Origin of the sequence: Streptomyces sp. NPDC058469, from assembly GCF_042721125.1 — a bacterium.
In the GTDB taxonomy this organism is placed as follows: Bacteria; Actinomycetota; Actinomycetes; order Streptomycetales; family Streptomycetaceae; genus Streptomyces.
In genome coordinates, this window is record NZ_JBHXME010000079.1 from 25,666 (window position 1) to 46,436 (window position 20,771).

Consider the following 20,771-nt stretch of genomic DNA (forward strand, 5'->3'; position numbering starts at 1 on the left):
TGGTGGCCGGGGGGCCGTCGGGTCAGTAGGTGAAGTCCAGGCGCAGCCGGGTCTGCTTGAGCTCGGCGATGTACCAGGAGCCGTCCACCTTGACGAACCGTGCGTGGTAGTGGCCGTAGCCGTGCATGCCCTTGAAGGGGAACTCGTCGTTGACCGCGGCGTTCTCGGGGCGGGTGATGATGTCCTCCATCGCCCACACGCCATGGGCCGAGGTCGCCGAGTCCACGTCGATCTCGTCCGAGAACAAGTGGTGGACCAGGACGTCGTCGGGACCGCCGCTGGAGCCGACGCTCTTCGCGATCTCCTCGCGGCCCTCCATACGCAGCCACACCGAGCCGTCGGGCTTGTGCGGGGTGAAGGTGCCGTCCGGCGTGAACATGCCGGCCAGGTCCTGCCAGCGGTGGTGGTCCGCGGAGTAGACGTAACGGGCCATCAGACGACGGAGATCCTCGATGACGCTCAGACGCTCGACAGCGTCCATGGTCGATCACTTTCCCTTCGGTTTCAGGGGTGTTGAGGGGTGCTGGGTGCGGTGCTGGGTGGTGCCCGGGGGTGCCGGGTGGCGGGCCAGGGGGCAAGTGGCATCAGGTGGGCCTTCCGCGACACCGGCCTACCGGGAGGCGGGACCGGCAGCGGTCAAGCCGCTGCGCAGCGACGCCGCGTACGGACGAGGACCTTCTGGCGGCGATCGTCTACGAGAAAGTGCTCTTCCTCGACGCGACCGGTGAGCGGCCGGTGAGCGGCTGGTGCAGGCGAGGAACTGGCGCAGGGACTACGCGAGTTCATGAGTGCCGCCGTCGCACTGAAGATCAAGGACCGCGCCTTCTGCCAGGTCGCCCACGGGGAAGCTCGCGATCACCCGCAGGTGCGCAAGGGCGAGGAGCTGCTGGACGCGGTCACCGACACACTGACCGACCGAGCCCGTCGGCACGGGGCCCGTCCGCCAGGACATCACCGGGCGGGAGGTCATGCATGCTGCTGATCAGCGGGATCCACCGAACGGCATCGCCTCTTGTCGCGACGCAGCCGCAGTTGTGGAAGCGCTACTTCCGATCGGTCCTCGACGGCATGCAGGTCACCGGCGCATCAGAGTTGCCCGGGCCTCCGAGACGGAGAAGGCGGCACATGTCGTTACAGGAGCGTGCGGGCGTAGGCCGAGTTGGAGTAGTCCCGCCACTCGACTATCCGGCCGTCCCGCAGCCGGTAGATGGCCATGTTTTTGATGGACGCGAGCTTCCTGCCCGGAAGCGCGAGACCGTGCACCTGTTCCTCGATGACGAGGTCACCGTTGACCGCGGAGTGGAGCGTCGTGAAGTCCACCTGCTCGAAGTTGCGGAAGACGCCCGCCCACACGTCGACGAGGTTGTCCCGGCCCCGGACCTCACCGTCGCCGTAGTTCTGGAACACGATGTCGGGGTGGAAATACGGGGCGAGTTTCGATGCGTCCCTCTGCGCGAAGAGGGCGAGGAACTCGGCGATCACCTTGCTGCCGTCGGTCGTCATTGACGGGTCTCCTTGATGTGCGACTGCGTGCGGCTGCGTACGACTGCCTGGTGGCCCAGCTGTTGGCGCCACGAAAAGCGCGACGCCGGTCGACGAGGCCAACACGGATCCGGGTGAACCCGCATGCAGTTGGCGATGCGTCGGACACCTTCGACCGCGCGGTATGCGCCGCGCTCACGTCATGGCCGAAGGCCGAAGTCGTCGGAAGCCCTGCATGGACCGGATAGTCCAACAGTGCGCTCCCAAAAAAGGACTGTCAAGTCCAATCTTGGTTATGAGGTCGGCGATGCGGACCTCATCGGCTCGATCGCGACCGTGAGGGCGGCCTCCAGGTAGTCGATGCGGTCCGTCATCTGCAGGAGCACCACGCCACCCTGAACCGCCGCCAGAACACTCCTCGCACAGCCGACCGCCAGCCCGCGGTCGGGAAGCAGCGACCCCGTGCCGCGCAGCAGAGCCGCTTCCCACGTGGCGAACAGATCCGAGACCACCGTGCGCGCCTCGGGGGAGGATTTGCCGAGCTCGGAGGTGAGGCTCCCCAGCGGGCAGCGCCGCCCCAACTCGCCGTAGTGACGAAGCACCGCCTTGCGCCACGCCTGCCAGGACTCCCAGGTCGTCAGCTCGTCCAGATAGGGGCGCTGCGCCTCCAGGACCTGGTCGGCCTCGTGCCGGGCCACGGCCACGAGCATGTCGATCCGGCCGTCCGGGAAGTAGTGGAAGAGCTGGCTCTTACTCGTCGACGTCGCGGCCCGCACGTCGTCCAGGGTCGTCTCCGCCGCACCCTTCTCCCGGATCAGCAGAGCAGCGGCGACCACGATGCGCTGCCGCGTGGCCATGCCTTTGGCGGTCATACCTCGATTCATGGACCCATCATCCCATCTTGCTGGACCCGGAGGTCCAGTCAGTGAACGGCTGAAACGTCGACCAAGCGCGCCACCAGCACCCGGGCCGAGGGCCCATCGGGCGCGACGCCACCCCGCCGCCCGACCACGGGCGGGCCGACTGGCGAAGCCTCGTTCTGAACTTGACGGTCCATTCCATCGAGGGCACCCTGACTGAACCAGGCAGTCCATAAACCTGGGCGGTTGCGGGTGGTGTCGGCCACGGAGTTCCGCCCACTCCCCCACAGTCGACGCCGACACCGACACCGCCAGTCCGATCTCGGCCAATGCCGCACGGCGGACCCCCGTGACACCCCCTGGAGCGAGCACCCCGCAAAAAGAGCGAGCGAACCCCGCCAATTTCCGAGTCTGGACTTGATAGTCCAATCTCTCCGCCTTACGGTGTCACCCGCCCCCCCCGACCGTCAGGCAAGCACCACATCAACTGGACCGCCCCGGTGGCAGCGGCCGGGGGCGTCGCAACAGCACGGGCCTGAGCCCACGCACACACCCGTACCGCGGGTGTGTCTCCCCACGGACCCGCGTCTACGGCACCCCCACCGTCTACGGAACCCCCACCTCGAACAGCACATACCCGCCGTACGACCCCGACGCGACCGCCGCGATGCCGAGCACCAGGCACAGCGTCGGCAGCCCGAGGGTGCGGAGTTTGACGGCCAGGGGGATGAAGAGAGGGAAGCACGGGAGGAGATAGCGGGAGACGTTGCCGAAGATCTGCTGGCTGCCCAGGACCAGGGCGAGGGTGAGCAGGGTGTGGACGAGCAGGACGGACGGCGGGCGCAGGCGGATCAGGAGGGGGATCAGGAGTGCGGCCAGCAGAACGACGGCCACGCCGATGATGTCCTCGAAGGGGCACGCGAACAGGTAGTCGAAGTGGCCGACCGCCATGGAGCTGAAGACGTCGACGGTCTGTTTGCCGTAGTCGAAGCTGTGTGCCCAGGCGCCGCTCTGGAGCTTGAAGTAGCCGGCCAGGTCGCCCATTTCGTTGCCGACCCAGAGGAGGTAGCCGATCAGGCCGAGGGGGGCGATCGCCATCGCGATCCATGGGCCCGCGAGGTTCTCCCGGCGGCGGTGGAGCGTCTGCAACGCGGCGACGGCGAGGGCGGCGATGAGCGCTACGGCCGTCGGGCGGCCCAGGCCGGCGGCGAAGGTGAGGACGCCCGCGGTGAGCCAGCGGTCGGTCATGACTGCGTGGCAGGCCCAGACGGCGAGGGCGATGTAGAGGGACTCCGAATACGCCGACCACTCCAGGCCGGAGCCGGGCCAGACCGCCCACAGGCCGGCAGCAGCCAACCCGGCTCGCCTGCCCCCGAACCGGGCCGTGACAGCGTAGATGCCGAGCGCGGCGGCGAACGACGCGACGACCGAGACCAGCATCCCGGAGCCGTACAGACCCAGGCCCGTGGCGTCGGAGACGAGCCGCATCGTCGCCGGGTAGAGCGGGAAGAAGGCCGCCGAGTTGCCTTCGAGGGTGATCAGTCCGGTGGCGCCGGGGACCTGGACGAGCGCGGGGTGGTAGCCGTGTGCGGCGATCTGCTGGTACCACCAGCCGTCCCAGGTCGCGAGTACGTCCCAGGCGTGGGCACCGCCGCCGAAGCGCGGATTCCTCGTCCGGAAGCCACCGTCGGAGTCCAGCAGGTACATGAAGACGGAGAAGCCGATGAGCTTCAGCACGCCGTACAGCGCGAGCACCGGGCCGTAGTACCGGACCGTACGGCGCAGGAACTCACCAACATCCCTGTACGGGACGGCCGTTGAGGTTTCCCGGGAGGTCTCGGAGACGGGCGGGGCCAACGTTGTCGTGTCGCTCATATCGTCGTCACCTCCGGCTCGCGGCGGCGCCTGGCCGGGAACACCCAGGCCCGGAAGAGCAGGAACCGTACGAGAGTTGCCGCCAGGTTGGCGGCGACCAGGACCCCGACCTCCGTGGCGCGCGCGGGAGTTGATGCCGTGTGGTGCAGGAGTGCCAGGGAGCCGCTGGTGAGTGCCAGGCCGACCGTGAAGACCAGGAGGCCCTGGGCCTGGTGGCGCAGGGCGCCGACACGGCCGCGCAGTCCGAAGGTCAGGCGGCGGTTCGCGGCCGTGTTGGCGAGGGCGCAGAGCAGCAGGGCCAGCGCGTTGGCGGCCTGTCCGCCCACCGCCGGGCGCAACGCCACGTACAGCAGGACGTATCCGACGGAGCTCACCGCTCCCACGGCGGCGAAGCGCAGGAGTTGGCCGGCCAGGCCGCCCGAACGCGCACCCTCGGTGCCCCGGCGCAGCCCGGCCATCGGGAGCGTGCCGCGCGCCAACTCCCTTCCTATGCGGGCGATTCCGCGCAGGTCGGCCAGTGCCGTGGACAGGATGTCGACCCGGCTGTCGGGGTCGTCCACCCAGTCGACCGGCACTTCGTGGATGCGCAGTCCGGCCCGTTCGGCGATCACCAGCAGTTCGGTGTCGAAGAACCACCCCGAGTCCTTCACCAGGGGCAGCAGCCGCTCGGCGACATCACGCCGAACCGCCTTGAAACCGCACTGCGCGTCGGAGAAGCCGACGGCGAGAGTGGAGCGCAACAGGGCGTTGTAGCAACGGGAGATGGCCTCCCGCTTGGGGCCGCGCACCACCTGGGAACCACGGGCGAGGCGGGTGCCGATCGCGATGTCGGAGTGGCCGGAGATCAGCGGGGCGACCAGCGGGAGGAGCGCCGCCAGGTCGGTCGACAGGTCCACGTCGACGTAGGCGAGCACGGGTGCCCGCGACCCGGACCAGGCCGCGTGCAGCGCCCGGCCCCGGCCCTTCTCGGTGAGTCGCAGCCACTCCAACTCGGGCAGTTCGGCTGCTAGTTGGGCCGCGATGCGCGGGGTCCCGTCCGTACTGGCGTTGTCCGCGACCGTGATGCGGAACGGGTACGGGAAGGTCTCCGACAGGTGTGCGTGCAGCCGCCGTACGCTCGGTTCGAGGTCCTTCTCCTCGTTGAACACGGGGACGACCACGTCGAGGACGGGGTCGCGGTGGTGTGCCGACACCGGTGTGCGGAGCGGTAGTTGACTCATCGAACCCGTCTGGCTCATCTGGCTCATCAGCGTTGTCACGTTCTGTCCAGGTCTGTGGGCTGTCGCAGGGCATGCCGGAATCGCCTGCCGGCAGTACTGCGGTCAGGGCTTACGGATGGGGGTGGTCGGCGGGACGGGTTAGCCGGAGCTCGCCGTGCCCACGGTCGCGGACGACTCCGTCGCCGGCGCTGTCGTGGTCGTGCTCGTCGAGGTGCCGTGCCCCGCGGACGCGGTCGACGTGCCCGTGCTGGAGGGCGGCGGTGACATGTCGGTCGTGGTCGGGTCCGAGGACGGGGTGGCCGAACTCCCGGTGGGAGTCGAGGTCGGCGTGGTGGGCGCCACGGTGGTGTGCGTGGGTGTCGGACTGGCGGTCCCGCTCGGGGGCGTGTCCGGTGTGCGGGTCGGGGTGGCGGTCGGGAGCGTCGGGCTCACGGCCGGTCGGGGCAGCGGGGCCTGCGGCCTGTTGTCCACCCCGTCGTGAGGCATCAGAAAGAAGCCGAGGCCGATCCCGGCGACGGCCAGGGCGGAGCCGACCGCCTTCTGCGCCGCGCGGACCCGGCGCCTGGCCCGTACACCGGACCGGAGACGGGTCTGGTGCCTCGGTTCGAAGGGGGTCGTTTCCTGGGTGTCGCGCATCATCTGCGCGAGCTCCCGCTCGAAGCGGTCGAAGTGGTCCATCAACTCCCTCATCCCACCGGCTCGATGACATCGCCGAGGATCCGGCGCAGCCGCGCCACGCCCCGCGACGCATGGGAACGGGCGGTGCCGACCGGGCACCCCAGCACTTCGGCGACCTGCTTGTCGGGCAGGTCCTGGTAGTAGCGCAGGACCACGGCGGCCCGCTGCGCCGACGGCAGTTGGGCCAGTGCCGCCTCCAGCCGTGAGCGCTCCGCCACGACGGCCGACACGTCGTCCACCTCCGCGAGGTCGGGCAGTTGCTCGACCGGGCGCTCACCCCACCAGCGCCGCCGCGCCGAACGGGCCGCCGCCCGCGCCAGGATCTTGCGGACGTACGGCTCCGGTGCCTCCCCCGCGATCCTCGGCCAGGCGAACCAGAGCTTGACCATGGCCTCCTGGAGCAGGTCCTCGGCGCGGTGCCGATCGCCTCCCACGAGCAGACAGGCCAGATGGAACAGCGCCGACCAGCGGGCTGCCACGAACCCGTCGAACCCGTCGGCCCGACTCTGTTCCATCCGTACCGTCCCCGTTCAGGCAAGCCCCTTACACAGAGAGAAAGGCCGCGGACCCCGCATCGCGCTGCACTTCAGTGCTGTGATCCGGGTTACATCACGCTCCGGGGTGCGACGAGTACGGCGCCGGCCGCCGACGGTCTGCCGGGCGCCGTACGGGGACGGCGGCCGGTCAAGACTGCGTCATGTGGAATCCGCGGCTGAGAGGGCGGGGTTCGGCCGACGTACTGAAGGGAGCAAGCAGATGCGACTCCTGACGAAGGGCACTTCCTTGATCCCGCGACGCATCGTCCTGAGCCTCGTCGCAGGGCTCGCCTCCACGCTGCTGCTGGGGGCGTGCAGTTCCTCGAACGGCACCGGCACCGACAGTGCCGCCTCGGTGGCCCCGGCCGCGTCGGATCCCGTGATCTCGACACCGGTCGCCTCGCCGACGAGCGCCGGCAGCGACTCCGGCAGCGGAACCACGACCACCGCGGTGGCGGCCAAGGCGATGAGCGGCCTGGGCAACGTGGTCACCGACAACAACGGGATGACCCTCTACCGCTTCGACAAGGACGAGCCGTCTCCCTCCAAGTGGACGTGCAAGGGCGCGTGCACCAAGACGTGGATACCGGTCATCGTGCAGGACTCCGTACAGACGTCGGGAGTCGAGAAGAGCCTCCTCGGCACGGTCCACCGCAACGGCCAACCGCAACTCACCCTCGCCGGCTGGCCGTTGTACCGGTACGTCGGCGACACGGCGGCCGGACAGGCGAACGGCCAGGGCAAAGACGGCGAGTGGTACGCCGTCTCCCCGTCCGGACAGAAGTCCGCGACGACGGGCTGACCTCCTCCCGCGTACGGACCTCCACCCCCCTCTGCTCTCAGTCCTTGTAGTCGGGGGCGACGCGCTCACCAGCCCCCGGCACGCCCTGGGCACCGACACGCACAGCGCGGGCGCGCTGGTACGGCTGATGCTGGGCGCGGCCCCGGCGGAGGTCGCGGGCGCCCTCGCATCCGCCGACACGGCAGAGGCCGGTCACTGGGTCGTGGTCCATGGTCGGCAGACCACCCGCGCGCTACGGCGGCACCGCGGCACGCCTTACCTCTATGTCGACGGCTCCGAGCTGAAGGCGCTGGTATCCAGTGCGCCGGACGCGCGTCCCGAAGTGCCCGCGCAGGCGGCGGACTTGGGCTGGGTCCTCGGTTTCAGCACACCCGCGCCGGCCTCGGACCTGGCGCACGCCGATGTGCGGGCCGGGCGGGCCCTGCAACGCGCGATCGCGGCGCAGGTGCCCGCCGTCGTCCACACCAGGGACCCGCTCACCGTCCACGGGATCGTCCCGTCCGCCGATGCCCGGGAACTGGCCCGTACCCGTTTCGCCCCGCTCGACGGGGCCGCTTCTCCGGGTGCCGCGATCCTGCTCGACGCCCTTCGAACCTGGCTTGCTCTGCACGGCAGTTGGTGCCGCACGGCGGCGGCCCTGCACGTCCACCGGAACACCGTGCGGCACCGTCTGGCTCGGGGCGCCGAACTGCTCGACGTGGACCTGCGGGACCCCGGCGTGCGGATGGAACTCTGGTTCGCCCTGCACTGGTTGCCGGACGAGGACCAGGACCGCTCCGGTTAGGGCCTAGCGATGGCCGTCGGAGCGCTTGCGGTGGAGCGTGAAGTTCTCGAACACCGACAGGTCGCCGTTCGGCTTGTTCACGTTGTAGTAGGTCACGTGCATGCGGGTGGTGTCGCCCGCGTGCCGGCCGGGGTCGACGGTGAACGCGGCGAAGCCGTAGGGGTGTTCGGTGTCCCGGACGCCGATCCAGACCGCCTCCTCCTGCGTGTACGTGGAGGTGCGCTTGCCGTTGGAGCCGGGCGTCGCCGAGACGGACGTGATCACCTTGCCGGTGCCGTCCTTGAAGAAGCTCTGGTTCGTGGTGCCCGAGACTCCGCCGCCGCCGAGGATCATGTGCACGGTGCCGAGTCCGGTGTCGATGTTGTCGGTGGCCGTGGAGACCGGGTTGGGGGTCAGCGTCTCAGTGCCGCTGACGACCCCGCGGACGGCCAGCGAGCGCTCGTAGTTGTGCTCGTGGCCGCACAGCACCAGGTCCACGCCGTACCGGTCGAACAGGGGGCCGTACTTCTGGCGCAGGCCGAGGTCGGCGCCGTTCGCGTCCGTGGAGCTGACCATGACCTGGTGCATGGCGACGACGATCCAGTCGGTCTCGCGCGAGGCCCGGGCCGCCTTCAACTCTTTTTCCAGGAAGGCGAGTTGGCGTCCGCCGGAGTAGCCGTTGATGTAGACGTCGCCGCCGTCCTGGAGGCAGTTGTCGTCGTTCTGCAGCACGATGACCCGGACGGAGCCGGCCGTGAACGCGTAGTAGAGGCCCGCGAGTTCGGCATCGGTCTCGGTGGACGGGAGAGCGAAGTAGGTCTGGTAGGCGCCGAGTCCGATCGGGCCGTTGGCCTTCTCGATCTCGTGGTTGCCGGCCGCCGGCATCCAGGGGCGGAAGCGGGCCGAACGGGTGTTGTTGGTGAAGAAGTTGTTCCAGGTACGCACCCGGTCAACGTCCAGGTTGGCGTAGCAGAGGTCGCCGTTGAGGAGGTGGAAGAGCGGGGCGACCTGCTCGATGCCGGTGACGATGTCCTTCGTCGCGGGAGTGGAGTTCGCGTCCAGCGCCACCGTGCCGTTGGCCGCCCAGGTGACCTGCGGGGCGGACTGGTCGCCGAAGCTGGTGAAGGTGAGCGGCTTCCGTCCGCGCGGAGCGGTGCGGAACGTACCGCTGTCGGGCGTCGCCCCCTCGTGGGTGGCGAGGTAGAGGTAGTCGGTGTCCGGGGTGAGCCGGTTCAGCGCGGCGTGGTGGACGTGGACGGTGCGGCTGGAGGTGCCGTCGACATAGGTGACGGTGCGGGCCGTGGCGCTGGAGCCGAAGCCGTGCTCCAGCGTGCCGTAGCGCACGACGGGTCTGGTCACCGGTTTGTCGGTGATCCAGGAGACGTTCATCTGGGTGCGCGGGTCCGCGCCGAAGGTGAGGTGCAGGCCCTGGACCGGGGACGCCCCGGAGGAGTCCGCGGTGAGGTGAAGGGCCGGGGCGGCGAGCGGTGCGGCCTGCGCCGTGCCTGCTCCCAGCAAGGGGGTGACGGCCGCGCCGGCGCCGGCCGTACCGAGGAGACCCAGCGCGTGACGCCGGCTGACCCCCTCGGACGACTGCGTCGACCCGTCCGACGTCTCTGTCTGTGTGGTCATGGTGCCCTCCCTGGCGAGCAGTTGAGCTGACAACCTCCGCACCCTGGCGCTCCCCGGCGGCCCCTGAGTGAACAGTGCGTGGCCAGACGGTCTTCGCGGCGCGAGGGGCGGGCCGCGGGGGCGATTCTTGCCCCGGGCTTTGCCAGGGGTCGCCACTTCGTTGACACGGGCGGCCGGCCTGGCGCGAGTCGAGGGATCAGTTCCGGCCACCGCCGACACACCGCGTCGCCGTCGACACCGCGTCACCGGCGCGTCAAGAATCGGCCCTCCGGCGTCAGACGAGCGCCAACACGGCGATACGTCGGCTCTCTTCGGCACTTCGATGGGACACGCAGACGTCTGTGTACGCCGAGGAGTGAGCGACGATGAGCAGTGACGGACGGGCACGTGCCGTGGTCGGGGTGAGCGGTTCGCCGGGCAGCCTGGCGGCGCTGCACCGGGCGGTGCGGGAGGCCCGCCGCGGCGACGCCGAGTTGCTGGCCGTACTCGCCTGGGAGCCGCCCGGCGGTGAACTGGCCCACGGGCGCTCGATGTTGGCGCCGCCGACGTCCCATCTCCGGCGGGACGCCGCCGACCGGCTCCTCGCCGTTCTCGACGCGGCCTTCGGCGAGACGGGCCCCGGGGTCCCGTTCCGGGGGCTGGTCGTCCGCGGTACGGCGGGCCGCGCCCTGGTGGAGACCGCCGACCGCCCCGACGACCTCCTGGTCATCGGCGCGGGCCCGCGCGGACCGCTCCGCGCCCTGTTCCCGTCCGTCGCCCGCTACTGCGTCACCCACGCCGCGTGCCCGGTTCTCACGGTGCCGCCGTCGCCCTTGGAGAGCGAGCTGGCCTCCCTGCACCGCCGAATCTCACTGCGTCTGGCGGTCGACGCGCGGGAGTTGACGGAGGGCGGGGGCTGAGGAGAGGGGGCGGGCGACGGCACCGCTCCGACCAGGCATCCCACCCCCGTCAGCAGGGCGTTATAGCTGCGCCGCTACCCGTCAAGCATCCGTCAGCGAGGCACCCGTACCCCCGCCCTGCGGGCATAGCTTCGAGGAGCGCCCGGTCGATCCGGCCGGGCCCCGCACGTCACCTTCCACGAGGAGCCGCACGATGTCTCCAGTAGAGCAAGCCGAGCACACCGAGCATGCCGACGACCTCAAGGACCCCGAGGACTCCGAGCCCGCCGAACGGTTCCCGGCCGGACTTCTGTACGTCCCTGTCCGGTCGGGTCCCGCGGGCTGTACGGCCCGGTTCTTCCGTACTCCGCTGGGCGGCCGTACGGCGGTCGGCTTCACCTCGGCGGCGCGGCTCGCCGCCACTCTCGGCAGCGGGCAGGAAAGCATCAGGCTCTCCGAACCCGCGCTGCGCGCCCTCGCCGCACCGCTCGGCGTCACCGCTCTCACCGTCGACCCGCAGTTCTCCGCCCCGACGGCCGACCGTACGGCGGCCGCTGTGCGGGAGCGGGCGAACTCCTGGCGCCGCCGGCATCCCCAGCACGTCGGTGCCCTGCGGGTGACCGGCGCCGCCGCCGTCGTCGCCTGCCTGAACCTGCTGATCGGCTGAGGAGACCCCATGTCCATCCTGGACGCCCCGCTGCACGTCCTGCCCCAGCTCTCGGCGGACGACGCCGACAGCCTCTCCGTCTGGCCCCGCTCCACCCGCCCCTCCCCCGCCGGCGACCTCACCGTCGGCGGTGTCCCGCTCGCCGAGGCCGCCGACCGGTTCGGCACCCCTGTCTACGTCCTCGACGAGCAGGAGATCCGCGACCGCTGCCGTACGTACCGCACGGCGTTCCCGGACGCCGATGTCGTCTACGCGGCCAAGGCGTTCCTGTGCCGGGCGATGGCCCACTGGGTGCGGGAGGAGGGGCTCGGCCTCGACGTCTGCTCGGCGGGCGAACTCGCGCTCGCCGTCTCCACCGGCTTCCCGCCGGAGCGCATCGTGCTGCACGGCAACGCCAAGAGCCCCGACGACCTGCGCACCGCGCTCCGCCTCGGGGTCGGCCGGATCGTCGTCGACAGCACCTCGGAGATCGCCCGGCTGGCCGCGATCACGCCCGCCGACAGCCGCCAGAAGGTGATGGTGCGGGTGGTGCCCGGCGTCGCGGCCGGCGCCCACGTCAAGGTGCGCACCGGCACCGACGACCAGAAGTTCGGCCTGTCGATCACCGACGGCTCCGCGCAGCACGCCGTGACCCGGATCCTCGACCAGTCGCACCTCGAACTCGTGGGCCTGCACTGCCACATCGGCTCGCAGATCGCCACCACGAAGCCGTACGTCGCCGCAGTGCGGCGCATGGTCGGGCTGTTGGCCCGCATCCGCGACCAACACGGCGTCACCCTCCCGCAGTTGGACCTCGGCGGCGGTCACGCCATCGCCTACCGCCCCGGCGAGGAACGACTCGACATCTCCGTCCTCGCCGGCCGGGTCCGCGCCGAGCTCGAAGACGGCTGCGCCCGCACCGGGCTGCCCGTGCCCCGGCTCACCCTCGAACCGGGCCGGGCCATCGTCGGCCCCGCCGGGGTGGCTGTGTATCGGGTGCTCGCAGTGAAGCGCACCGGCGACCGCACGTTCGTCGCGGTCGACGGCGGCATGAGCGACAACCCCAGGCCCGCGCTCTACGGCGTGCGCTACGCACCCCGGCTCATCGGCCGCCCCGCCACCGCGCCACCCCGGCTGGTCACCGTCGTGGGCCGGCACTGCGAGGCGGGCGACATCCTCGCGGACGAGGTGGCGCTCCCCGGCGACGTACGCCCCGGTGACCTCCTCGCCGTACCGGCGGCCGGCGCATATCACCTGTCCATGGCGTCCGGTTACAACCTCGTCGGCCGTCCGCCGGTCGTCGCGGTGGCCGACGGGATCGCGCGCGTGCTCGTCCGCCGCGAGTCCCTGGACGACATGAACCGCAGGGACATCGGGCTGTAGCCCCTGGCAGGGAGGGCAGGAGGGGGTCGAGGAACTGGTCTAGACCGCACGGAGAGGTCAAGGTCACAGCCACGTCCTCTGCTGCTCACCTGCACATTTGCCCTAGCATCCGAGCATGACGGTCCTGCCCGACGACGGGCTCTCGCTGGCCGCCGAGTTCCCTGACGCGACCCATGAGCAGTGGCAACGCCTGGTGGAAGGCGTACTGCGCAAGTCGGGCAAGGAAGTCTCGGGCGCCGCAGCGGAAGACGCCCTGTCCACCTCGCTGGAGGACGGACTCCGCGCCCGTCCCCTGTACACCGCGGACGACTCCGCGCCCGATCCCGGCCTCCCCGGTTTCGCCCCCTTCGTACGGGGTGGCCGCGCCGAGGGCAACACCCTCGGCGGCTGGGACGTACGCCAGCGGCACACGACCGCGGACGGCACCGCGGTCCTCGGGGACCTGGAGAACGGCGTCACCTCGCTGTGGCTCGTCGTGGGCGAGCGCGGCATCCCGGTCGCGTCCCTCGGCAGCACCCTCGACGGCGTCTATCTCGACCTGGCGCCCGTCGTCCTCGACGCGGGAAGCGAAGTCGAGCCCGCGGCAGGCGAGTTGCTACGGCTGTACGAGGAGCGGGGTGTCGCGCGCGATGCCGCCCGCGGCAACCTCGGCGCCGACCCGCTGGGCTTCGCGGCCCGCACCGGGGACGAGGGCTTCGCCTTCGCGCCCGTCGCCGCGCTCGCCCGGCGCTGCGCCGAGGAGCACCCGGGGCTGCGCGCGCTGACGGTGGACGCGCTGCCGTACCACGAGGCCGGCGGTTCGGCGGCGCAGGAGTTGGGCGCGTCGCTGGCGACCGGTGTCGCCTATCTGCGTGAGCTGACCGAGGCGGGGCTGAGCGTCGAACAGGCCGTCGGCCAGCTGGAGTTCAGGTACGCGGCCACCGCCGACCAGTTCCTCACCATCGCCAAGTTGCGCGCGGCGCGCAGGCTGTGGGCGCGGGTGGCCGAGGTGTGCGGGGCGCCGGGCGGGCAGGTGCAGCACGCGGTGACCTCGCCGGTGATGATGTCCCGCCGCGACCCGTGGGTGAACATGCTGCGCACGACGGTAGCGACGCTGGCCGCCGGGGTGGGCGGCGCCGAGTCCGTCACCGTGCTGCCCTTCGACCACGCGCTCGGTCTGTCGGACGCGTTCGCGCGCCGGATCGCCCGCAACACCTCGACGATCCTGGTCGAGGAGTCGCATCTGTCCCGGGTGATCGACCCGGCGGGCGGCTCCTGGTATGTGGAGCAGCTCACGGACGAACTCGCCCACGCGGGCTGGGAGTTCTTCCAGCACATCGAGCAACAGGGCGGCCAGGCAGAGGTCTTGCGATCCGGCCGCCTCCGCGAGGACCTCGCCGCGACCTGGGCGGCCCGCAGCGCGAAACTCGCCAAGCGCCGCGAACCCATCACCGGCGTCAGCGAGTTCCCCAACCTCGCCGAGCGCCTCCCGGAGCGCGCACCCGCCCCCGCGGTCCCCTCCGGCGGGCTGCCGCGCGTGCGCCGCGACGAGGCCTACGAAGAACTCCGCGCCCGCTCCGACGCCCACCTCGCGGCGACCGGCTCCCGGCCGCGCGTCTTCCTGGCCGCGCTCGGCCCGGCCGCCGCGCACACCGCACGCCTCGCCTTCGCGTCGAACCTGTTCCAGGCGGGCGGCATCGAGCCCGTCACCGAGGGCGGGTTCGCGGACAGCGGGGCCACCGAGGCCTGCCTGTGCTCCAGCGACGCGCTGTACGAGGAGCAAGCGGCCGAGATCGCCGGGGAGTTGAGGTCGGCCGGTGCCCGGCACGTGTTCCTCGCGGGCCGTCCCGGGCAGTACTCAGGTGTCGACGCGTATGTCTTCGCGGGCTGCGACGCCGTAGCCGTGCTCTCCGCCACCCTCGACCGCATGGGAGTGTCCTGATGGCAGCGATGGGGCGCATCCCCGACTTCTCCGGGATCGAGCTGGGGGCCCCGGCCGCCGACGCCGGTGCCGACGAGTGGCGCGACGCCGTCAAGAAGGCGGCCGGCGGCGACGACCTCCTCTGGGAGACCCCGGAGGGCATCGCGGTCAAACCCCTGTACACCGGGCAGGACTTGGAGGGCCTGGACTTCCTGGCCACCTACCCGGGCATCGCGCCGTATCTGCGCGGCCCGTACCCGACGATGTACGTCAACCAGCCCTGGACGATCCGCCAGTACGCGGGCTTCTCCACGGCCGAGGAGTCCAACGCCTTCTACCGGCGCAATCTCGCGGCCGGTCAGAAGGGCCTGTCGGTCGCCTTCGACCTGCCCACGCACCGGGGTTACGACAGCGACCACCCGCGCGTGACCGGTGACGTCGGCATGGCGGGCGTGGCGATCGACTCGATCTACGACATGCGGCAGCTCTTCGACGGCATCCCGCTGGACAAGATGACCGTGTCGATGACGATGAACGGCGCCGTGCTGCCGGTACTGGCGCTCTACATCGTGGCGGCGGAGGAACAGGGCGTGCCGCCAGAGAAGTTGGCCGGGACCATCCAGAACGACATCCTCAAGGAGTTCATGGTCCGCAACACCTACATCTATCCGCCGAAGCCGTCGATGCGGATCATCTCCGACATCTTCGCCTACACCTCGCAGCGGATGCCCCGCTACAACTCCATCTCCATCTCCGGCTACCACATCCAAGAGGCGGGCGCGACGGCCGACTTGGAGCTGGCGTACACCCTCGCCGACGGGGTGGAGTACATCCGGGCGGGCCGGGAGGCGGGGATGGACGTGGACGCGTTCGCGCCCCGGCTCTCCTTCTTCTGGGCGATCGGCATGAACTTCTTCATGGAGATCGCGAAGATGCGCGCGGCCCGGCTGCTCTGGGCCAGGCTGGTCAAACAGTTCGACCCGCAGAACGCCAAGTCCCTCTCCCTGCGCACCCATTCGCAGACCTCGGGCTGGTCGCTGACCGCGCAGGACGTCTTCAACAACGTGACGCGCACATGCGTCGAGGCGATGGCGGCGACCCAGGGCCACACCCAGTCGCTGCACACCAACGCCCTCGACGAGGCCCTCGCCCTGCCCACCGACTTCTCCGCGCGCATCGCCCGAAACACCCAGCTCCTGATCCAGCAGGAGTCCGGCACGACCCGCGTGATCGACCCGTGGGGCGGCAGCGCGTACGTCGAGAAGCTGACGTACGACCTCGCGCGCCGCGCCTGGCAGCACATCGAGGAGGTCGAGGCCGCGGGCGGTATGGCCAAGGCCATCGACGCGGGCATCCCCAAGCTGCGCATCGAGGAGGCCGCGGCCCGCACCCAGGCCCGCATCGACTCCGGACGCCAGCCGGTCATCGGCGTCAACAAGTACCGCGTGGAGACCGACGAGCAGATCGACGTCCTCAAGGTCGACAACTCCTCCGTACGCACCCAACAGATCGAGAAACTACGGCGGTTGCGCGCGGAGCGCGACGAACAGGTCTGCCAGGACTCACTCCACGCCCTGACCCGCGCGGCCGAAGGCACCGGAAACCTCCTGGAGCTGGCGGTGAACGCGGCCCGCGCGAAGGCGACGGTCGGCGAGATCTCCGACGCGCTGGAGAAGGTGTACGGGCGGCACGCGAGCCAGATCCGTACGATCTCCGGTGTGTACCGCACCGAAGCCGGCGAGTCCCCGTCCGTCGAGCGCACCCGCACCCTCGTGGCCGAGTTCGAGGAGTCCGAGGGCCGCCGCCCCCGCATCCTGGTCGCCAAGATGGGCCAGGACGGCCACGACCGCGGTCAGAAGGTGATCGCCACCGCCTTCGCCGACCTCGGCTTCGACGTCGACGTCGGCCCGCTGTTCCAGACCCCCGGCGAGGTGGCCCGCCAGGCCGTAGAGGCGGACGTGCACATCGTCGGGGTCTCGTCCCTCGCCGCCGGACACCTCACCCTCGTACCGGCGTTGAAGGAGTCCCTCGCCGAGGAGGGCCGCGAGGACATCATGATCGTGGTGGGCGGGGTGATCCCGCCGCAGGACGTGCCCACGCTCCTGGAGATGGGCGCGGCGGCCGTGTTCCCGCCCGGGACGGTGATCCCGGACGCGGCCCACGACCTGGTGAAGCGGCTGGCCACCGACCTCGGGCACACCCCGTGATCGAGGTCGACACCTATGTGAAGGGCGTACTCGACGGCAAGCGGGCGCTGGTGGCCCGCGCCATCACGCTCGTCGAGTCGACCAAACCCCAACACCGGGTCATGGCACAGGAGTTGCTGACCGAACTACTTCCGCACAGCGGCCAGGCCCGGCGGATCGGCATCAGCGGTGTGCCCGGTGTCGGCAAGTCGACGTTCATCGACGCGTTCGGCACGCTGCTCACCTCGCTCGGCTTCCGGGTCGCGGTGCTCGCCGTGGACCCGTCGTCGAGCCGCACGGGCGGATCGATCCTCGGCGACAAGACCCGCATGGAACGCCTGGCCGTCGACCCGGCGGCCTTCGTCCGCCCCTCCCCCACCGCGGGCACACTCGGCGGCGTCGCGAAGGCGACCCGCGAGTCGATCGTGGTGATGGAGGCGGCGGGCTACGACGTCGTCCTCGTCGAGACGGTCGGCGTCGGCCAGTCGGAGACCGCCGTAGCGAACATGGTCGACTCCTTCCTTCTCCTGACCCTCGCCCGCACCGGCGACCAGTTGCAGGGCATCAAGAAGGGCGTCCTGGAGCTGGCGGACGTCATCGCCGTCAACAAGGCGGACGGCCCGCACGAGCGCGACGCGCGGGGCGCGGCACGGGAGTTGGCAGGCGCGCTGCGCCTGATGCACCCCGCCGACGCGGCCTGGACCCCACCGGTACTGAGCTGCAGCGCCCGCGAGGGCACCGGCCTGGACACGGTCTGGGAGCGCCTGGAACAGCACCGGTCGCTGCTGGACTCCACGGGCCGCCTTGCCGCAAAGCGCAGCGAGCAGCAGGTGGACTGGACGTGGACGATGGTCCGCGATGAACTCCTGGGCAGGCTGCACTCGGATCCGACGGTACGTGCGCTGACTCCGGACCTCGAACGCCAGGTACGCGAGGGCGAGTTGACGGCAACACTGGCGGCCGAACAAATCCTGAGAGCGTTCGGCACCGGCCCAAGCTGACTCGGCTCCGCACTTGGATCAGGGCCGACTGTGTCCACCTTGTTTTCAGGGGCGCGGGGCTGTATCGATTTGCGGCTCAGCCGCGTGGGCGCGACCAGCCCCCACCGGGCCGGCAGACAAAAATCGACGCAACCACCCCCCACCCTTTAGGCTGGCGGCGCAGCTGGTTCGCCCCGTCAGCCAGACGGAACGCGTCGCAAGAGGGAACCCGGTGAAATTCCGGGACTGCCCCGCAGCGGTAAGCGGGAACGACCGCCGTCATACGCACTGGGCCCGGAGAAAAGGACCTGGGAAGCGACGGCCAGTAGGTGGCCTCCGGTTAAAAAAAGAGGCCGTGCCCGCAAGTCCGAAGACCTGCCACCTGCCCGCACGCGAAGCATTCGCGCGCGGAATCCCGGTGACCTCGTGGGCGGGTCGGCGCACATATCGGCGGGCACAGTTCACCGTGCGTCCGCCCGATTCGTCGCACCTTCGCGCTCACGTCCCGCCGGGATCCAGGGAGATATCTCGCGAAGGAGATTTCCGTGACAGCGAAGTCCGCAGCCGCGGCAGCACGGGCCACCGTGTACGGCTACCCCCGTCAGGGCCGGGGCCGGGAACTGAAGAAGGCCATCGAGGGCTACTGGAAGGGCCGCGTCGACGCCGACGCCCTCCGGACCACCGCCGCCGAACTGCGCCGCACCAACTGGCAGCAGCTGGCCGAGGCCGGCATCCACGAAGTGCCCACCGGCGACTTCTCGTACTACGACCACGTCCTGGACACCAGCGTCATGGTCGGCGCGATCCCCGAACGACACCGCGCCGCCGTCGAACTCGACGCGCTGGACGGGTACTTCGCGATGGCGCGCGGCACCCAGGACGTGGCGCCGCTGGAGATGACGAAGTGGTTTGACACCAACTACCACTATCTGGTGCCCGAGTTGGGCCCGGACACCGTCTTCACCACCGACTCCACCAAGCAGGTGGCGGAGTTGAAGGAGGCCCTCGCCCTGGGCCTGACCGCCCGTCCCGTCCTGGTCGGCCCGGTCACCTACCTCCTGCTCGCCAAGCCCGCACCGGGAGTTGCGGCGGGCTTCGATCCGCTGACCCTGCTGGACCGGCTGCTGCCCGTGTACGCCGAGGTCCTCGCCGACCTGCGGGCGGCGGGCGCGGAGTGGGTGCAGCTCGACGAGCCCGCCCTGGTCCAGGACCGCACCCCGGCCGAACTGAACGCCGCCGCACGCGCATACCGTGACCTCGGAGGCCTCACCGACCGGCCGAAGCTCCTGGTCGCCTCCTACTTCGACCGGCTCGGCGAGGCACTGCTCGTCCTCGCGAAGGCTCCGGTGGAGGGCCTCGCGCTCGACTTCACCGAGTCCGCAGCCGCCAACCTGGACGCCCTCGCCGCGGTGGGCGGGCTGCCCGGCAAGCGGCTGGTCGCGGGCGTGGTCAACGGCCGTAACGTCTGGGTCAACGATCTCACCAAGTCCCTTGCCATACTGGGCACGTTGCTCGGGCTGGCCGACCGGGTCGACGTGGCCGCCTCCTGCTCGCTCCTCCATGTGCCGCTCGACGCATCCGCCGAGCGGGACATCGAGCCGCAGATCCTGCGCTGGCTCGCGTTCGCGCGGCAGAAGACGAGCGAGATCGTCACGCTCGCCAAGGGCCTGGCCCAGGGCGCCGACACGATCGCCGCCGAACTCGCCGCCAACCGCGCCGACTTGGCCTCCCGCGCCGGTTCGGCGCTCACCCGCGACCCCGCCGTACGGGCTCGGGCCGCCGCGGTCACGGACGCCGACGCCCGCCGCTCCCAGCCGTACGACGAACGGACCACGGCACAGCGCACGCGTCTCGGGCTGCCGACGCTGCCCACGACCACGATCGGCTCGTTCCCGCAGACCGCCGAACTGCGCACCGCGCGGGCCGACTTGAGGGCGCGACGGATCGACACGGCCGGTTACGAGGAGCGCGTCAAGGCCGAGATCCAGGAGGTGATCTCGTTCCAGGAGAAGACCGGCCTTGACGTCCTCGTGCACGGCGAGCCCGAACGCAACGACATGGTCCAGTACTTCGCCGAGCAACTGACGGGCTACCTCGCCACGCAGCACGGCTGGGTCCAGTCCTACGGCACCCGTTACGTCCGTCCGCCGATCCTGGCCGGCGACATCTCCCGCCCGGAACCGATGACGGTGCGCTGGACGGCGTACGCCCAGTCGCTCACCGGCCGTCCGGTCAAGGGCATGCTCACCGGACCGGTCACCATGCTCGCCTGGTCCTTCGTCCGCGACGACCTGCCGCTCGGCGACACCGCCCGGCAGGTCGCTCTCGCCCTGCGCGACGAGGTCAACGACCTTGAGGCCGCCGGGACTTCGGTCATCCAGGTCGACGAACCCGCACTGCGCGAGACCCTGCCGCTGCGGGCCGCCGACCACCCCGCCTATCTCGCGTGGGCCACGGAGGCGTTCCGGCTCACCACCGGCGGGGTGCGGCCGGAGACGCAGGTCCACACCCATATGTGCTACGCCGAGTTCGGCGACATCGTGCAGGCCATCGACGACCTCGACGCGGACGTCATCAGCCTGGAGGCGGCCCGCTCGCACATGCAGGTCGCGAGCGAACTGGCCGAGCACGGCTATCCGCGCGAGGCGGGACCGGGTGTCTACGACATCCACTCCCCGCGCGTACCGAGCACGGCCGAGGCAGCGGCCCTGCTGCGCAAGGGACTTGAGGCCATCCCGCCGGAGCGGCTGTGGGTCAACCCGGACTGCGGCCTGAAGACCCGCGGCTGGCCCGAGACCCGCGCGTCCCTGGAGAACCTGGTCGCCGCGGCCCGCACGGTCCGCGAGGAGCTGGCCGGTTCCTGAGCCGACGGCGGTGGGGGCGGCCGGGAGGGCCACGGAGTAGCCGGTCACGTTGCCGTCCGGGGCGATCCGCTGCTTCACGCGCAGTC

At 70.7% G+C, this 20,771-nt stretch carries 18 protein-coding genes and 1 riboswitch; of the genes, 10 read left to right on the top strand and 8 right to left on the bottom strand.

Features of this window, described 5'->3' with window-relative positions:
- Positions 1-22 precede the first annotated feature (22 nt).
- The 6 genes from ACFWP5_RS29370 to ACFWP5_RS29395 form a co-directional block, all read right to left on the bottom strand.
- A complete protein-coding gene (locus ACFWP5_RS29370) occupies positions 23-481 on the bottom strand; it encodes a nuclear transport factor 2 family protein (RefSeq protein WP_384162881.1) in 459 nt (152 codons plus the stop codon).
- A gap of 291 nt (positions 482-772) precedes the next feature.
- A complete protein-coding gene (locus tag ACFWP5_RS29375) occupies positions 773-970 on the bottom strand; it encodes a hypothetical protein (RefSeq protein ID WP_384162884.1) in 198 nt (65 codons plus the stop codon).
- Between the two features lie 161 nt (positions 971-1,131).
- Positions 1,132-1,503 carry a nuclear transport factor 2 family protein gene (locus tag ACFWP5_RS29380; RefSeq protein ID WP_384162887.1) on the bottom strand — a complete coding sequence of 124 codons (372 nt, stop codon included), beginning with the start codon at positions 1,501-1,503 and terminating at the stop codon, positions 1,132-1,134.
- Positions 1,504-1,775: 272 nt separating this feature from the next.
- Entirely contained in the window at positions 1,776-2,354 is a 579-nt protein-coding gene (locus ACFWP5_RS29385) for a TetR/AcrR family transcriptional regulator (RefSeq protein ID WP_384162890.1), read from the bottom strand.
- 594 nt (positions 2,355-2,948) lie between these two features.
- Positions 2,949-4,217 (bottom strand): hypothetical protein, encoded by a 1,269-nt coding sequence (locus tag ACFWP5_RS29390; protein ID WP_384162893.1) that lies wholly within the window; start codon positions 4,215-4,217, stop codon positions 2,949-2,951.
- Entirely contained in the window at positions 4,214-5,437 is a 1,224-nt protein-coding gene (locus tag ACFWP5_RS29395; RefSeq protein ID WP_384162935.1) for a glycosyltransferase, read from the bottom strand. The genes ACFWP5_RS29390 and ACFWP5_RS29395 overlap by 4 nt, the downstream gene beginning before the upstream one ends.
- A 154-nt stretch (positions 5,438-5,591) precedes the next feature.
- Between ACFWP5_RS29395 and ACFWP5_RS29400 the strand changes: the two genes are divergently transcribed.
- Complete coding sequence (locus tag ACFWP5_RS29400) at positions 5,592-5,918, top strand: hypothetical protein (RefSeq protein ID WP_384162896.1); 327 nt, start codon at positions 5,592-5,594, stop codon at positions 5,916-5,918.
- A 205-nt stretch (positions 5,919-6,123) separates the two neighbouring features.
- On the opposite strand, the gene ACFWP5_RS29405 is transcribed toward ACFWP5_RS29400, so the two are convergent.
- Entirely contained in the window at positions 6,124-6,630 is a 507-nt protein-coding gene (locus ACFWP5_RS29405; RefSeq protein ID WP_384162899.1) for a SigE family RNA polymerase sigma factor, read from the bottom strand.
- Between the two features lie 241 nt (positions 6,631-6,871).
- Between ACFWP5_RS29405 and ACFWP5_RS29410 the strand changes: the two genes are divergently transcribed.
- Together ACFWP5_RS29410 and ACFWP5_RS29415 are read left to right on the top strand one after the other, a co-directional pair.
- Positions 6,872-7,453: a hypothetical protein gene (locus ACFWP5_RS29410; protein ID WP_384162902.1), complete on the top strand. Its 582-nt coding sequence runs from the start codon at positions 6,872-6,874 to the stop codon at positions 7,451-7,453.
- A 127-nt stretch (positions 7,454-7,580) separates the two neighbouring features.
- Entirely contained in the window at positions 7,581-8,237 is a 657-nt protein-coding gene (locus ACFWP5_RS29415) for a PucR family transcriptional regulator (RefSeq protein ID WP_384162905.1), read from the top strand.
- A gap of 3 nt (positions 8,238-8,240) precedes the next feature.
- Here ACFWP5_RS29415 and ACFWP5_RS29420 read toward each other — a convergent pair whose 3' ends face one another.
- Complete coding sequence (locus ACFWP5_RS29420; protein WP_384162908.1) at positions 8,241-9,848, bottom strand: purple acid phosphatase family protein; 1,608 nt, start codon at positions 9,846-9,848, stop codon at positions 8,241-8,243.
- Between the two features lie 365 nt (positions 9,849-10,213).
- Here ACFWP5_RS29420 and ACFWP5_RS29425 point away from each other — a divergent pair, with 365 nt between their 5' ends.
- The 7 genes from ACFWP5_RS29425 to metE all read left to right on the top strand — a co-directional run bounded on the left by ACFWP5_RS29425 (position 10,214) and on the right by metE (position 20,685).
- Positions 10,214-10,747 (top strand): universal stress protein, encoded by a 534-nt coding sequence (locus tag ACFWP5_RS29425; protein WP_384162911.1) that lies wholly within the window; start codon positions 10,214-10,216, stop codon positions 10,745-10,747.
- 193 nt (positions 10,748-10,940) lie between these two features.
- Positions 10,941-11,393, top strand: a complete 453-nt coding sequence (locus ACFWP5_RS29430) for an SAV_915 family protein (protein WP_384162914.1) — start codon at positions 10,941-10,943, stop codon at positions 11,391-11,393.
- 9 nt (positions 11,394-11,402) lie between these two features.
- Positions 11,403-12,755: a diaminopimelate decarboxylase gene (gene lysA, locus ACFWP5_RS29435; RefSeq protein WP_384162917.1), complete on the top strand. Its 1,353-nt coding sequence runs from the start codon at positions 11,403-11,405 to the stop codon at positions 12,753-12,755.
- 115 nt (positions 12,756-12,870) lie between these two features.
- A complete protein-coding gene (locus ACFWP5_RS29440; protein WP_384162920.1) occupies positions 12,871-14,676 on the top strand; it encodes a methylmalonyl-CoA mutase family protein in 1,806 nt (601 codons plus the stop codon).
- Positions 14,676-16,862 (top strand): methylmalonyl-CoA mutase, encoded by a 2,187-nt coding sequence (scpA, locus tag ACFWP5_RS29445; protein WP_384162923.1) that lies wholly within the window; start codon positions 14,676-14,678, stop codon positions 16,860-16,862. Before ACFWP5_RS29440 ends, scpA begins: the two co-directional genes overlap by 1 nt.
- Positions 16,859-17,842 carry a methylmalonyl Co-A mutase-associated GTPase MeaB gene (gene meaB / locus ACFWP5_RS29450; protein WP_384162926.1) on the top strand — a complete coding sequence of 328 codons (984 nt, stop codon included), beginning with the start codon at positions 16,859-16,861 and terminating at the stop codon, positions 17,840-17,842. The genes scpA and meaB overlap by 4 nt, the downstream gene beginning before the upstream one ends.
- 147 nt (positions 17,843-17,989) lie before the next feature.
- Positions 17,990-18,219, top strand: a riboswitch (cobalamin riboswitch).
- A gap of 147 nt (positions 18,220-18,366) precedes the next feature.
- Positions 18,367-20,685 carry a 5-methyltetrahydropteroyltriglutamate--homocysteine S-methyltransferase gene (gene metE / locus ACFWP5_RS29455; protein ID WP_384162929.1) on the top strand — a complete coding sequence of 773 codons (2,319 nt, stop codon included), beginning with the start codon at positions 18,367-18,369 and terminating at the stop codon, positions 20,683-20,685.
- Positions 20,686-20,771 lie beyond the last annotated feature (86 nt).